Origin of the sequence: Sorangium sp. So ce426 (genome assembly GCF_051475585.1) — a bacterium.
In the GTDB taxonomy this organism is placed as follows: Bacteria; Myxococcota_A; Polyangia; order Polyangiales; family Polyangiaceae; genus Sorangium; species Sorangium cellulosum_B.
This window is the reverse complement of the sequence record NZ_CP150341.1, coordinates 9951537-9965544: the sequence shown is the minus strand read 5'-3', so window position 1 is coordinate 9965544 and position 14008 is coordinate 9951537. Positions and strand designations below refer to the sequence as shown.

15 protein-coding genes are annotated in these 14008 nt (G+C 71.7%); 9 read left to right on the top strand and 6 right to left on the bottom strand.

Going from position 1 to position 14008, the window contains the following annotated elements:
• Nucleotides 1-104 precede the first annotated feature (104 nt).
• Complete coding sequence (locus WMF44_RS37310; RefSeq protein ID WP_437294808.1) at nucleotides 105-494, top strand: hypothetical protein; 390 nt, start codon at nucleotides 105-107, stop codon at nucleotides 492-494.
• Between the two features lie 333 nt (nucleotides 495-827).
• On the top strand, nucleotides 828-1427 hold the full coding sequence (locus WMF44_RS37305) for an HdeD family acid-resistance protein (protein ID WP_437294807.1): 600 nt from the start codon (nucleotides 828-830) through the stop codon (nucleotides 1425-1427).
• Between the two features lie 39 nt (nucleotides 1428-1466).
• Here the strand turns inward: WMF44_RS37305 and WMF44_RS37300 are convergent, their stop codons facing one another.
• The 5 genes from WMF44_RS37300 to WMF44_RS37280 all read right to left on the bottom strand — a co-directional run bounded on the left by WMF44_RS37300 (nucleotide 1467) and on the right by WMF44_RS37280 (nucleotide 7219).
• Nucleotides 1467-2282 carry an HAD hydrolase family protein gene (locus WMF44_RS37300; protein WP_437294806.1) on the bottom strand — a complete coding sequence of 272 codons (816 nt, stop codon included), beginning with the start codon at nucleotides 2280-2282 and terminating at the stop codon, nucleotides 1467-1469.
• The gene (gene zwf / locus WMF44_RS37295) at nucleotides 2279-3673 is read right to left on the bottom strand and encodes a glucose-6-phosphate dehydrogenase (protein WP_437294805.1); all 1395 of its coding nucleotides are present in this window, start codon (nucleotides 3671-3673) and stop codon (nucleotides 2279-2281) included. The genes WMF44_RS37300 and zwf overlap by 4 nt, the downstream gene beginning before the upstream one ends.
• A gap of 174 nt (nucleotides 3674-3847) precedes the next feature.
• Nucleotides 3848-4240 (bottom strand): hypothetical protein, encoded by a 393-nt coding sequence (locus WMF44_RS37290; RefSeq protein WP_437294804.1) that lies wholly within the window; start codon nucleotides 4238-4240, stop codon nucleotides 3848-3850.
• 26 nt (nucleotides 4241-4266) lie between these two features.
• Nucleotides 4267-5418: a zinc-dependent alcohol dehydrogenase gene (locus WMF44_RS37285; protein WP_437294803.1), complete on the bottom strand. Its 1152-nt coding sequence runs from the start codon at nucleotides 5416-5418 to the stop codon at nucleotides 4267-4269.
• A 229-nt stretch (nucleotides 5419-5647) separates the two neighbouring features.
• On the bottom strand, nucleotides 5648-7219 hold the full coding sequence (locus WMF44_RS37280) for a sigma-54 interaction domain-containing protein (RefSeq protein WP_437294802.1): 1572 nt from the start codon (nucleotides 7217-7219) through the stop codon (nucleotides 5648-5650).
• Between the two features lie 197 nt (nucleotides 7220-7416).
• On the opposite strand from WMF44_RS37280, the gene WMF44_RS37275 reads away from it, so the two are divergent.
• Together WMF44_RS37275 and WMF44_RS37270 are read left to right on the top strand one after the other, a co-directional pair.
• On the top strand, nucleotides 7417-8652 hold the full coding sequence (locus tag WMF44_RS37275; RefSeq protein ID WP_437294801.1) for an RtcB family protein: 1236 nt from the start codon (nucleotides 7417-7419) through the stop codon (nucleotides 8650-8652).
• Nucleotides 8649-9332, top strand: a complete 684-nt coding sequence (locus WMF44_RS37270) for a peptide chain release factor-like protein (protein ID WP_437294800.1) — start codon at nucleotides 8649-8651, stop codon at nucleotides 9330-9332. The genes WMF44_RS37275 and WMF44_RS37270 overlap by 4 nt, the downstream gene beginning before the upstream one ends.
• A gap of 56 nt (nucleotides 9333-9388) precedes the next feature.
• Here WMF44_RS37270 and WMF44_RS37265 read toward each other — a convergent pair whose 3' ends face one another.
• Nucleotides 9389-9628: an addiction module protein gene (locus WMF44_RS37265; protein ID WP_437294799.1), complete on the bottom strand. Its 240-nt coding sequence runs from the start codon at nucleotides 9626-9628 to the stop codon at nucleotides 9389-9391.
• 470 nt (nucleotides 9629-10098) lie between these two features.
• Between WMF44_RS37265 and WMF44_RS37260 the strand changes: the two genes are divergently transcribed.
• The 5 genes from WMF44_RS37260 (at nucleotide 10099) to WMF44_RS37240 (ending at nucleotide 13996) form a co-directional block, all read left to right on the top strand.
• Nucleotides 10099-10629, top strand: a complete 531-nt coding sequence (locus WMF44_RS37260) for a cytochrome c-type biogenesis protein (RefSeq protein WP_437294798.1) — start codon at nucleotides 10099-10101, stop codon at nucleotides 10627-10629.
• A gap of 241 nt (nucleotides 10630-10870) precedes the next feature.
• Nucleotides 10871-11719, top strand: a complete 849-nt coding sequence (locus WMF44_RS37255; protein ID WP_437294797.1) for an MbnP family copper-binding protein — start codon at nucleotides 10871-10873, stop codon at nucleotides 11717-11719.
• Between the two features lies 1 nt (nucleotide 11720).
• Nucleotides 11721-12254: a hypothetical protein gene (locus WMF44_RS37250; RefSeq protein ID WP_437294796.1), complete on the top strand. Its 534-nt coding sequence runs from the start codon at nucleotides 11721-11723 to the stop codon at nucleotides 12252-12254.
• Nucleotides 12251-13390: an MbnH family di-heme enzyme gene (locus tag WMF44_RS37245; protein WP_437294795.1), complete on the top strand. Its 1140-nt coding sequence runs from the start codon at nucleotides 12251-12253 to the stop codon at nucleotides 13388-13390. The genes WMF44_RS37250 and WMF44_RS37245 overlap by 4 nt, the downstream gene beginning before the upstream one ends.
• Before the next feature lie 90 nt (nucleotides 13391-13480).
• Nucleotides 13481-13996, top strand: coding sequence for a TetR/AcrR family transcriptional regulator (locus WMF44_RS37240; protein ID WP_437294794.1), 516 nt, complete (start codon nucleotides 13481-13483; stop codon nucleotides 13994-13996).
• Nucleotides 13997-14008: the final 12 nt, after the last annotated feature.

Below are 14008 nucleotides of genomic sequence, written 5' to 3'. Positions count from 1 at the left end.
ACAGGTCCAGCGTCTCCGCGATATCGGCTAGCGGTGCGCCGCCGGAGCACACGGGGAGTGGATCCATGCGACGATTCGCGATCTCTCGTTGGCTGATAGCGTGCTTGGCGAGCTGTACGTCGGCGCCGCCGTCCACGCCGGGGGACGGGGTCGTCGAGGGGCCTCCGCCGCCTGCGCCGTCGTGCCCGACCCAGAAGCTCGCGTTCACCCGGGAAACAGGGTGCGTGAACGATGGATCTCTGGAGTTTTGCCTGCCGTCGGACGACGCGGCGCTCCTCGCGCGCGTGCGGGGCATCGCGCCCGCGATCCGGGCCGGCTCGTCGAGGGGGCGCGCCAGGTGCGATGTGCCCGCAGAGACCCTGTACTTCTTCCCCACGGGAGACGCCGAGTGCACCGCGCGCCATGGCGCGCTCGAGGACGCGGCCTGGGACCAGGTCTGTCGTATCGCCGCGCTGCCCGAGGTGCGGGAGATCGTGCCGACGTGGTACGAGTGAGCGCTGGCATGCACTCCTGCGCTGGCTCGCCGGCTGAGCGGCCCGGCCGCGCGGATCGCTGGTAGAACCGCGCCGCGGAGAGGGCCGCCCGCCATCCCCCGGGCGTGAGGGGGTGAGCAACCCGATCACGGACGCGCGAGGCCGGCCGCTCTGGGGTCACTTGACACCGCTCGGGGGCGGCACCTTGTTCGCCGTGCCCCGCCCGGCTCATGCGCTCTCGGCGGAGCGCGTGGCGCTCGTCGCGGCGAGCGGGCACGCCGGTGAGGCGCTGGGCTTCCATTGGCGGTTGCGGTTACGGCGAAACTCCAGCTCCGGGAAGAGGAGGGTGCACACATGGCTGATCGCTGGGAGGACCCTGTTCATACGACGAGCTTCGGATTGCAGCTGGTCGAGCCTCATACCTTGCGGGAGAACCGCGGCTCGTTCATCGGGCTCGGCATCGCCCTCCTGGTGCTCGGCGCGCTCGCGATCCTCATGCCCGTGATCGCCTCGCTGGTCACGGCGGTCGCCATCGGGGCCGTGCTTGTGGCGAGCGGCCTCTTCCAGGGCCTCCACGCCATCCAGCACCGACAATGGGCCAACGCCGGCTGGTCGCTCGCGAGCGCCCTGCTCCAGATCGCCGCGGGTGTCCTGATCGTGGCCTTCCCGGTGACGGGCACGGTCACGCTGACCTTGATCCTCGCGGCCTTCTTCTTCGCGGAAGGCTTCCTCAAGATCGTCCGCGCGCTCCAGCATCGCGAGATGCCCGCCTGGGGCTGGCTCCTGTTCGACGGGCTGCTCGCGCTGGCGCTCGGGGTCCTGATCTGGTGGCGCTGGCCGAGCACCGCGGCGTGGGCGATCGGGCTGCTCGTCGGCGTCAACGTCCTCGTCAGCGGCACGTCGATGTTGCTGATCGGGACCAGCGCGCGACAGCGGCCGGTGGCCAGCATGTGACAGGCGCGCCGGGCCGGAGGCCGCGCCAACGCTCGTCCCTCACTGGCCACCACCGCCCGTGGCGAGCAGCCAGGTCTCCACGGCGTGCGCGAAGCCCTCGTCGGCGTTCGACAGCGTGATGAAGTGGGCTTGCCGCTGCACGACGGCGCGCGCCTGCCCCATGGCGATGCTGAGCCCGCTCTCCCGGAACATGAGCACATGATCGGGCAGCTCGCCGATCGCGGCCATGGCCGCGCCGGAGAGGCCGAGGCGCGCCGAGAGGGTCCTCGCGACCTCTCCGGAGTTGGCCCGCGGGTGCATCACCTCGATGCAATGGGGCACGGCGCATGACGCCGAGAAGAACGCGCAGGCCCCCTGGAGGTCCGACTCGCAGCGCTCCAGCACCCCGGCGTCGTCGCTGACGCCGACGATCTTGACCGCGCTGTTCACGACGCCTTCCCAGCGCTCGACGACCCTGGGGACACACTGCGCGACCGCCTGCTCGCGCGCGACGTGCGGCGCGTCGGCGCGGCGCACAAGCCAGTCGTCGCCCTGGTAGACCCAGACCGCGGCGCCGTGCCGCTCCAGGGTCGCGATGACGACCGCGGCCGCGCCGTTGTCGAGCGGGTGCTGCTCGATCACGGAGAGATCCGGCCGCACCAGCAGGGCGCCGCCGAACGCGGCGACCGGCGTCGCGATCCCCAGCCGCCCGAGCAGGCCGCGCAGGCCGCGCGGCGAGCGCCTGCTCATCAGCGCGAGGTCGATCCCGGCGTCGCGGAGCCGACTCACCGCCTGCTCCGCCCTGCGGGTGAGCACGCCGTCGGGCGTGAGGAGCGCGCCGTCCACGTCGGCGAGCAGCACGCGAATCCCGGTCATGCGGCCTTCCTCGCCACCGGGGTGGCCAGGGCGGGCGTCCGCCACCCGCCGAGGTCGGCGGCGAGGCGGTCGGCTTCCGCTGGACCCCAGCTGCCCGGCTCATAGGGCGAGAGCGGCGTCGCGTGATCGAGCACCGGATCGACAACGGCCCATTGCGCCTCCACTTCGGCCTGGCTCGCGAAAAGGGTCGGATCGCCGGCGAGCGCGTCGCCGAGGAGCCGCTCGTAGGGCCCCAGCGCCTCGGACAGGTCGTTCATCACGAGCAGCTCGGTCGGCTGTCCGGCCATCATCTCGCCGGGCGCCTTGATCCGCACGCCGACGGCGAGCTCCGGCGCCGGGGCGAGCCGGATGCGCACGTAGTCTGGATCCCCGCGCCCGACATCGTCGAACACCGCGTGCGGAGGCCGCCGCAGCAGGACGAGCACCTCGGTCGCCGTGACAGCGAGGCGCTTGCCGGCGCGGATGCAGAACGGCACACCCGCCCAGCGCCAGGTGTGGATGCGCAGCCGCGCGGCGCAGAACGTCTCGACCTGCGACCCTGGCGCGACGCCCGGCTCGCCGCGATACCCCTGGTATTGACCGCGGACGACGTGCGCCGGATCGAGCGGCGCGATGGCCCGCAGCAGCCGGACGCGCTCCGCGCGCACGGCGTCCGCGTCCCCGGACGGGGGTGGATCCATGGCGAGGCACGCGACCACCTGCAAAAGGTGGTTTTGCAGGACGTCGCGGATGCACCCCGTGGCGTCGTAGAACCGGCCTCGGCCCTCGATGCCGAACCGCTCGGCCATGGTGATCTGGACGCTCTCGACATGGTGGGAGTTCCAGACCGGCTCGAGCAGCGCGTTCGCGAAGCGGAAGTAAACGATGTTCTGGACCGGCTCTTTGCCGAGGAAATGGTCGATCCGGAAGATCTCCTCTTCCGGAAAGACGCTCGCGAGCGTGCGGTAGAGCGCCCGAGCGGACTCCAGATCGTGGCCGAACGGCTTCTCGACGACGAGCCGCCCGTGCCGCACGCACCCGGAGCGGTCGAGCGCCTTGACGACCTCTTCGAACAGGTCGGGCGGCACGGCCATGTAGTGGAGCGGCCGCTGCGCGGTGCCGAGCCGCTCGCGGAGGCGGTGGAACGTCGCCGGATCGGCGTAATCCCCGCTCACGTACGAGAGCCGCGCGCACAGCTCGCGATACACGCCGGCCTCGAACACGCCCGCCCGCTCGAGGCTCTCGCGGACGCGGGCGTAGACCTGATCGAGGCTCCACGGGCTCTTGGCCACGCCGACGATCGGCACCTCCAGCTTGCGGCGGCGGATCAGCCCGGCCAGCGCCGGGAAGATCTTCTTGAAGGCCAGGTCGCCTGTCGCTCCGAAGAGCACGAGCGCGTCGGCGGCGTTCATGCCGCCTGCTCGGCGGCGCCGGACATCACGCGCCGCGTGCCCGAGCTCTCCTCACCTTCCATCCATCCAGTGCGCATGCGCTCGGCTCCTCGCGTCTCGCCATGGCCCCGGGGGGCCATGGTCCCGATCCGGCATCGCGTGTGCCACGCTGGATCGGCGCGAGCACGCCTTTCGTCACGCGCGCTGTGACGCCGCGCGCCTGGCCCTGCCTGCCCTGACGGCCCGCCTCTTCAACAGGAGCGGGAGGCTCTCGATCACGTCGACCCGATCCGCGATGAACAGCGCGACCCAGTGGGAGAGCCGGTGATCCGGGACGTTGTAGGCGATGCGGCGCAGCGCGCCGCTCGCTCCTCTCGGCGGCAATGCCGTGCTGAACACCGGCGTCGGGCGGGCGCGCCCGGGGTGCCTGAGCAGCGGCCCCTCGATCGGCTGCTGCTCGGGCTCGAGCCAGTGCGCGCTCTCCAGGAGGCGCGGCGGCACCTCCCTCGGGACGCCGGGCCTGTCCTCGAGGCAAAGATCGACTCCCCAGTACGGCAGCTCCCTCGGCAGCACGATCTCGGCTTCCATGATCGCCCCCTCCTCGATGGCGGAGCTCACTTGGCCCCCCGCGGAATGAGCACGCATTTGAGGATCCCGTCGGTCCTCGCCGCGAACACCCGGTACATCTCCGCGGCCGCCTCGAGCGGGGCGCGGTGGGTGATGAGCGCCCTCGGGTCGATGTTCCCGCTGCGGATGTGCTCGAGCAGGCGGGGCATGTACCGCTTCACGTCGCACTGTCCGGCCTTGATCGTCAGGCCCTTGTTCATGGCCGCGCCCACGTCGAGGAGGTTCCACGGCGGCCCGTAGACGCCGACGATCGAGACCCTCCCGCCGCGGCGGACCGACTGGAGCGCCCAGTTGAGGGCGACGGGCGACCCGGCCTCGAGCTTGAGCGCCTTGCCCAGCACGTCGTGCAGCGCCGAGCCGTTCGCCTCGAGGCCGACCGCCTCGATGCAGACGTCCGGCCCGCGGCCGTCGGTCATGTCCCGGAGCGCGGACACGACATCCGGGGTCTCGCTGAAATCGAGCGTCTCTGCCTTGTTGTGCCGGCGCGCGAAATCGAGGCGGTAACCGACCGAGTCGACGGCGATGACCCGGCGCGCGCCGAGGATCCATGCGCACCGCTGGGCCACGAGGCCGACGGGCCCGCAGCCGAAGACGGCCACGGTGTCCGCGGGGCCGATGTCGCCCATCTCCGCGGCCTGGTACCCCGTGGGGAGGATATCCGAGAGAAAGAGCGCGTCCTCGTCCGAGAGGTCGTCGGGGATCTTCATGGGGCCGACGTCGGCGAACGGGACGCGGACGCGCTCGGCCTGGCCGCCCTGGTAGCCGCCGGTCGTGTGTGAATAACCGAAGATCCCGCTGGCGAGCGTGGTGAGCGGGTTCGTGTTCTCGCACGCGGAGGTGCGCTCTCGCTGGCAGAAGAAGCACGTCCCGCAGGCGATGTTGAAGGGCACCACGACGCGGTCGCCGCGCTTCAGCGTTTGCACCGAGGCCCCGAGCTCCTCCACGACGCCGGTGAACTCGTGGCCGAAGATGGTCCCCACGCGCGTGTCAGGCACGTAGCCATGATAGAGGTGCAGATCCGAGCCGCAGATCGTGGCGCGACTCACGCGCAGGACCACGTCGTTCGGGTGTTGAACCGGAGGCTCCGGGTTTTCCTCGACGCGGACGTTCTTCGGCCCATGGTATGTGAGCGCCAGCATTCGCACGACCTCCCACGCTGCTCGACGGGGCAATGCAAGGGCTGAACCAGGCGCGCGCGCTCGTGGGTGCACCTGGCGTAGGCATCGGCTCTCCGGGCTTCGAGCGCCTTCGGGCGCCCGGCCTCGGGACATCGAGGACATCGCTGCTGGCGCCGGCGGCCCGGGCGCCGCTCGCGCCATCCGCGGTCGTTCGTCCTCTTCTTCTCTTTCTTCGGCAGCGGCGGCAGCTTCAGCCTCTTCGGATCGCCGAGCGCGCAGGCGCGTCCTTGCCGAGGTGATACGCCGCCATCTTGCGCTTCAGGGTGTTCCTGTCGATGGCGAGCGCGCGCGCCGCGCGCGAGAGGTTGCCCTCGTGCACCTCGAGCGCGCGCCCGATCGCGGCGCGCTCGGCCGACGCCACGACCTCCGCGAGCGGCGCGACCTCCTCGCCGCCTGCCTCCGGCGCCGTCGCTCGGGCGATCCCGCCTGCGCCGCCGCTCGCCGGCCGCGCCGCCGGCGACGCGATCTCCGGCGCGAGATCGCCCACGTCGACCGTGTGCTCGCAGAACACGCCCCACCGCTGCACCTCCGCGCGCAGCTCGCGCACGTTGCCCGGCCAGGCGTGATGGTAAAGGCGCCTCAGCGCCTCGCGCGTCACCTCGAGCCCGCGCCCCTTGCGCCGCGACCGCACCTCGTCGAGGAACGCGCCGACGAGCACCTCGATGTCTCCACCCCGCGCACGGAGCGGGGGAACCTCGATGATCGCGCCGCGGAGCCGGTAATACAGATCCTCGCGGAACGTCCCTTCCTCGACCATCGCCGCGAGATCGCGGTGGGTGGCCGCGAGGACGCGGACGTCCAGCTCGATCTTCGCCTCGCCGCCCACCCGCCGCAGCGTCCCGTCCTGGAGCACGCGCAGCAGCGACGCCTGCACCCGCGGGGACAGCTCGCCGATCTCGTCGAGGAACAGCGTCCCGCCGTGCGCCTGCTCGAAGACGCCGCGCCGCCGCCCCGCGGCCCCGGTGAAGGCCCCCGCCTCGTGGCCGAACAGCTCGCTCGCGAGCACGCCCTCGGCGAAGACGCTGCAGTTCTCCGCGATGAACGGCCCTCGCGCGCGCGGGCTGTGCTCGTGGATCGCCCTGGCCGCGAGCTCCTTTCCGGTCCCTGTCTCGCCGACGATCAGCACGGGCACGTCGGTCGCGGCGACCCGGGTGATGCGGGCGCGGAGGAAGCGCATCGGCTCACTCTCGCCGACGAGCACCGTGTCGCGCGCGCGCGCCTCGGCCCGCAGGCGCACGACCTCCTCGCGCAGCGCGCGGATCTCGGGGAAGCCCTCGATATCGAGCCGGACCTCGCGCACCGGCCGCGGGTGCGGGTGCGGCACGAACGCCGCCGGGATCACCTGGAGCATGCGCGCCGGCAGGATCCCCGCCTGCACAAGGATGACCCAGAGCGTCTGCGCCTGCGGCGTGCCGGCCGAGAGCAGGACGTCCGTCGCCCACGCCGCCGGCGGGAAGGCGCGCTTGAGCTGCGCCGAGAGCTTGCCGAGCGCCCGGAAGAGCTTCGCGTGGTCCGACGGATCGTCGACGTCCACGACCCGGAGCTCGATCCGCGGCGCGCGCGCCCGCGCCCGCTCGACGAGCGCCCGCGACGGCGCCTCGCCCGCCGGGATGGTGAGGACCACGATCGCGTCGTAGCGGCTCTCTTCCTGGTCGAGCAGCCGCAGCACCGGCCCGCGATCGCCCTCGGGCCGGCGGCCCTGGTGCGCCGGCGCCGGCCCGAGCGTGCCCGCGTCCGACCACGTGAGGAGGAGGCGATTCACTGGTGCACCGTACACCAGGTGTGGTGCACGATGTACCACTTTATCTGGTGCGTGGCGCACCACATTGAGGCGTTCTGCCGGCGTCGCCGCGGGCCGCGCGATGGCATGGAAGCCGCAAGTCTCCTCCGCATTCCCATGGGCATTCCCGTTCCCCTCCGCGTTTGCGTCCGCCTTTCCCACCTGCCCCGGAGATCTCGATGAAAGCCCCCGCCGACAGCGCAGCCCTTCCCGCCCACGCCCGCCTGGTCGCCCGCGACGACGTCTGGCTCGAGGGCAACGCCGTCCAGCAGCTCGCGCGCGTCGCCGCGCTGCCGGGCTGCGTCCGCGCCGTGGGCATGCCGGATCTGCACGCCGGGCGGGGCATCCCCATCGGCGCGGCCTTCGCCTTCGCGGACCGGGTGGTCCCGGAGCTCATCGGCGGCGACGCCGGCTGCGGCGTGCGGCTCGTGGCGACGTCGATCGGCCGCATGGCGCCGGACGTCCTCGAGCGGCGCGCGCGGCAGGCGATGGACGACGAGCCGCTCGCCGAGTGCGACCCGCGGGCGGTGTTCGAGCGGGTCTGGGAGCGCGGCGCGCGCGGCTTTGCCGAGGTCGACGGCGTGCCCGAGGCGCTCGCGCGGCTCGCGGCGGCGGAGCCGGAGGACGGCCTTCGCCCGAGCGGGGACGCCTCGCCGTACCGCGCGGGCTACGAGGGCGCGCTCGGCTCGGTCGGCGGCGGGAACCACTTCCTCGAGGTCGCCCGGGTCGGCGCGCTGCGGGACCCTGCGTCGGCGAGGGCCCTCGGCCTCTCCGCGGGGGAGCTCGTCGTCGTGGCGCACTCCGGCTCGCGCGGGCTCGGCGGCGCGCTCGGGCAGCGCTGGGGCGGCGCGGTGCTCGAGGGGGACGCGGCCGAGCCGTACCTCGGCGAGCTCGCCGGCGCGTGCCGCTTCGCGCGGGCGAACCGGCTCCTGCTCGCGTACCGGATGCTGCGCGCGCTCGGCGCCTCGCGGGCGTCGACGATCACGGGCGGGCTCGACCTCACCCACAACGACGTCGCGCGTGAGGCCGTTGGCGGCGAGCTGGCCTGGGTGCACCGCAAGGGCGCGGCGCCCGCCCGGGGCAGCGACTTCACCGTGGTGCTCGGGTCGCGCGGCGCGCCGTCGTGGGTGATGCGCTCGTGCGACGCCGAGGCGGGGCTGCGCTCGGTCGCGCACGGCGCGGGCCGCAAGATGGGGCGCAGCGAGGCGCGCGAGAAGATCGCGGCCAGGTACCGGCGGCGCGAGCTCGCCCGCACGGAGCTCGGCGGCCGCGTCGTGTGCGACGACCCGGCGCTGCTGCTCGAGGAGCACCCGGACGCGTACAAGCCGATCGAGCCGGTGATCGAGAGCCTCGTCGAGGCCGGCCTGGCGACGGCGGTCGCGCCGCTCGTGCCGGTGCTCACGGTGAAGCGATGAGCCGCTGGTGGGTGCAGATCAGCGCGGGGAGGGGGCCGGTCGAGGTGCGGCGCTTCGTGGCGCGGCTCGCCGAGCGCATGGAGGCGCTCTGCCAGGAGCGCGGGCTGGCGGTGGTCGACGTCACGCTGCACGGCGACGAGGACGCGCCGGCCTCGGTCGAGATCCTGGTGGAGGGCGACGCGCGGCGCTGCCTCACGGGCGAGCTCGGGACACACGCGCTGGTCGAGCGGAGCGCGGCGCGGGGGAAGGCGGCGCGCAAGCGGTGGTTCGCGGGGGTGGCGGTCCACGCTGCGGGGGCGGACGCCGTGGCGGGCGCGGGCGCGGGCGCGGGCGCGGGCGAGGGCGGGGGCGTGGGCGTCGACCTGCGCGAGCTCGAGATCTCGGCCTGCCGCGCGAGCGGGCCGGGCGGGCAGCACGTGAACAAGACCCTGTCGGCGGTCCGGATCCACCACCGGCCGAGCGGGATCACGGTGCGCGTCGCCGATGAGCGCTCGCAGCGCGCGAACGTCCGCCGCGGGGTGGAGCGCATCGCCGAGCGGCTCGCCGAGCGCGCCGCCCGGCGCGTCGCGGAAGGGGAGGCCGCGCGCTGGAGCGAGCACGACCGGATCGTCCGGGGAGAGCCGGTGAGGACGTACCGGGTAGGGCGGAAGAGCGCGCTCGTGGTGGCGGAGGCGCGGTGAGGGGAGCAGCCTCGCGTCTTGTTGGACAGGCGTAGTCTGTCCCGCTCAGACAACCGTCATTGGCGGGTCGTGCGGAGACGTGTGGCGAGCCGTTCCCGAACAACGTCCCAGGGCTCGACGTTACCCGTGCCACGGTCGACGTCTTGTAGACGTCGCTCGACCTCGGCGAGCCAGGCCGCCTCGACGTCCTCGTCCGCAGGTCCGTCGAGGCTCGCGATCAAGCGCTTCGCGACGTCTGCTCGCTCCTCCGGCGGAAGTTGCAGCGCCTCGGCAAGCACGGCATTCCTGGACGACATCTCAGGATGATAGCAGGATTTTCGCCCACGGGCCTCCCCGACGACCGGACTGCGCAGCATGGGGTGCCGATGGCATCCATGGGATGTGCCGTGCACTGGCAACCAGGAAACCATGAGCCGGTGCAGATTGTCGAGCATGACCCACGTGCGCTGTATCATTCGACCGGCTCCAAACAAGAGAGTCACCTCGGTTGCGGAACCGCGCCGCCCGTGCCCCTCCGCGCCCAATGCACCCAAGCTGCCTCGGGGCGAGGGCGGACCGTCGCCATTGCCAAAAGTGAAGCTATGCAGCGCAAGTTCCGGAAGTTGCAGCAGACCGGGCCAGGATGCGCCGTCGACAAGCGCGACATCGTGTCGCAGGACCTTGGCGGCGGGTCACGCTAGCCTGTTTCGTGATGATGCAGCGAGACCAGGGGTCTGCCAATGACCGGGCCCGTTTTCCTCAGGGCGCGCGAAAGGGAAGCGGACCAGTGGGTTTCCGGTCCCTGCAGAGCTCCCACTGGCGCCGCGTGGCAGCGCTGGCCGTCGCCCTCGCTGGCGTGGCGCTCACCGGCAGCGCCGAACCCGCGCCGCCCAGCCAGGCCGCCTCCGAGCTCGTCGACTCGACCCCGGCGCCCGGCGAGAGGGCGCTCGCGGCGCGCCTGCTCGCGCCTTGTTGCTGGGATCAGACGCTCGATGTCCACGAATCCGAGCTGGCGCGCGATCTTCGCCGCGAGATCCACGCACGTCTCCGTCGGGGCGAGGTGGCCGACGCCATCGAGCAGGACCTCGTGGCGCGTTACGGCGAGCGCCTCCGCGCGGCGCCCTCGTCAGGCGCGCTCGGCCAGGTCGCGCTGGGATTGATGCTGGGCATCGCGGCGACCTTCCTCGGCATCTTCGCCCTGCTGCGATCGTGGCGGAGCAACGCTGCGCAGGCCGCTCCGTCCGGAGGCACCCTCGCGGCTGCTCGCGACGAGTACGACGAGCGCCTCGACGACGAGCTCCGGGAGCGCGACGCATGAGCGCACCCGTCTTTCCGGTTGATTGGAGAGGAGGCTCAGCAGGGACATCTCGTTATGACCGCGGCGCAGCGGCGGCGGAAAACTCTTCACCCGGATACCGCCGGCGCCCCTTGAAAGACGGTCACGAGGTGCGACAAATTGCTGCACCCAGGAGAGCCGAGCTTCGAGTAGGCTCCGCTCCGGTGCGGTGGTGACGACGTTGTGGCTTCGTAGCTTGAAAGGTTGCCTGATGATTTGTTCAATGGCTCGTGTCACGTGCCTCGGCGTGGCCTGTCTCGCGGCTCTGAGCGGGTGCGGCGGGAGCGATGAGGCCGTCATCTCGAAGACGTTCGCGCTGAGCTTCGCCGCCAAGGTCGGCGACAGGCCGTTCTCCTGCACCGACACGTTCGATGGAGTCGGCACGACCGCATCGTCGGTCAACGCGCTCGATTTTCGCATGTACGTCTATGACGTGCGGCTCGTTCGCGGCGACGGGTCCGAGGAGCCCCTCGCGCTCGAGCAGGATGGCCAGTGGCAGCGCGACAAGATCGCGTTCCTCGACTTCGAGGACGGCACGGGCTCCTGTGAGACCGGCAGCCCGGAGACGAGGACCGAGGTTGTGGGCACCGCGCCCGCCGGCGATTACGCCGGTGTCAGGTTCAACGTGGGTTTGCCCCCGGAGATGAACCACCTGGACGCGGCGACGGCCCCGGCGCCCCTGAACATTCCCGGCATGTGGTGGTCGTGGAAGGGCGGCTACAAGTTCGTGCGCCTCGACCTCGTCTCGACGATGAACCCGACCTATTTCTTCCACCTCGGGAGCACGAAGTGCGAGGGGACCGTGAGCGAGGGGTACTCGTGCGCCGCTGACAACCTCGCCGATATACGCATCGACGGGGTCGACCCGGAGTCGAGCACCATCGTCTTCGATCTCGCCAGGTTCTATGCCGGGTCCGACCTCGACCACCAGGTCGACGGCGAGACGGATCGCACCTCCGGTTGCATGTCCTTCGAGGGCGATCCAGAGTGCCCGCCCGTCTTCAGCGCGCTTGGCATGGGCTTCGATGGCGTGAACCCGTCGGCTGCGCAGACCGCTTTCCGGGTGGAGTGAGATGTACATCCTCAGAACGGCGACCTGTCTGCTCGCGCCGCTATGGGTCTGTGCGCTTGCCGGCTGCGGTGCCGCCGACGAGGACATGGACGAGCCGAGCGACGCGGAGATCCTCCCGGGCGACCCTCGCTTCGAGCGCGATCCGGCGCTCGACGTGGAGAACATCAGCGCCGCTGTCGAGAAGCGCAGCCACAACATGGGGCAGAACTGCATCGGCTGCCATCAGCCCCACGGCCCCGGCAAAGGGCTCTTCACCGCGGCCGGCACGGTGTATGCGCCGTCGGGCACGCCGGTGACGGGCGGGACGGTCGAGCTCCGCACGGCCGGCGGAGGCGAGGGAGATCTCGTGCTCTCCGTCGCCATCGACGGGAACGGGAACTTCTTCACGACCGAGCCGCTGCCCTTCCCGGACCAAGCGCTGTTCTTCTTCGTGCGGTCCCAGGACGGCGAGGGGACGAACGAGATGCCGTTTCCATCCATCTCAGGAGCGTGTAATCTGTGTCACAACGAACAGCGCCGCATTCTGCTGGAGTGATCCGCGCAATCGCGTCGGCGGGGCTCGTCGCGCTCGCGGTGGCGTCGTGCGGGGGCGAGACGGAAGCGACCCAGCCGGTCGACGGCTACGAGCTCGCCTTGCCCGTCGGCTTCCCGAGGCCGTGGGTGCCGCCCGACAACCCGATGACCGAGGCGAAGGTCGCGCTCGGGCGCGCCCTGTTCTTCGACGAGCGCCTGTCGGGCAACGGGACCATGGCGTGCGCCTCGTGTCACGAGCGCGACAGGGGGTTTGCCGACGGCAAGCCCACCCCGACCGGCTCGACAGGGGACACGATCCCGCGCAACGCGATGGGGCTGGCCAATGTCGCCTATTTCCCGCTGCTCACGTGGGGCAACCCCACGCTGTCGTCGCTCGAGGAGCAGGCGCTCGTCCCGATGTTCGGCGAGAGCCCGGTCGAGCTCGGGATTACCGGGGCCGAGGACGTCGTGCTCGGCCGGCTCCGCGACGACGAGGCGTACAAGGCCGCGTTCGCCGCCGCCTTCCCCGGCGAGCGCGAGCCGATCACGTTCGATACCGTCGTGAAGGCGATCGCGACGTTCGAGAGGACGCTCATCTCCGGGCGCTCCGCGTACGATCGCTATACCTACGGCGGAGAGGCGGGCGCGATGTCCGAGGCGGCGGTGCGCGGCATGGATCTCTTCTTCTCCGAGCGGCTCGAGTGTTATCACTGCCACAGCGGGATCAACTTCACGACCGCCTTCCGGAGCGCCGAGACGAAGCAGGCGGAGATGGATTTCCACAACACCGGCCTCTACAACCTCGGCCCGGACGGGGGCTATCCCTCCGGCGGAGAGGGGCTGTTCGAGTTCACCGGCGATCCGGCGGACAAGGGGAAATTCCGCGTTCCTTCGCTGCGCAACGTCGAGCTGACGGCGCCGTACATGCACGACGGGAGCGTGGCCACCCTGGAGGAGGTCGTCGATCACTACGCCGCGGGAGGCAGGACCATCGACGACGGGCCGTTCGCGGGCGTGGGCAGCGAGAACCCGAACAAGAGCACGCTCGTCAGGGCGTTCACCATCACGCCGGAGGAGAAGGCGGATGTCGTGGCCTTCATGAAGAGCTTGACCGATCCGGAGTTCGCAGCCGTGGTGGACGGCGCGCAGGCGCCGTAGCCAGGCGGGTGGCAGTTACATCGGTCACATCGGCCGGCCCCCGCTCGCGCGGACGATCTCCCCCGTGACCGCGGTGTTCGCCCGGCGCTCGTGGCCGCGCTGCTGGAGCGGACCTTCGAGCGGCTGGTGGGGCACGTGACCGCGCGCGTGCTCGCCGCGAGGACGGCGCGCTCGGCGGTGAGGGCGCTGGTGGAGGCGCACTTGACCTGGGTGTTCGACCACGAGGCCGAGGCGCGCTTCATGTACCAGGCGCTGGCGCTGGAGCTCGACGGGCATCACCGCGCCGCGCTCCGGGAGACCAAGGCGCGGCTCAAGGCGGAGACGATCGCGCACCTCTCGGAGCTCGGCGTCTTCTCCGGGGCGCGCTCGTCCGAGGTGATGGTCGACGTCGTGCTGCTCGGGCCGGCGCACCAGGCCTGCCGCGCCTACCTCTCCGCGTCCGGCGCCGTGGACCCCGCGTGGATGAAGGCGACCCTGCCCGAGCTCGCATGCGCAGCGATGGGCAAGGTCGACCCGGCGCGACGGGCGGCGCGGACAGGGAAGCGCGCCGCTGGCGTGGAGCCGCGCCAGCAGGCCGGCGGGAGAAGGAAAGGCAAACCAGGTTGAGGAGGTGTCCGC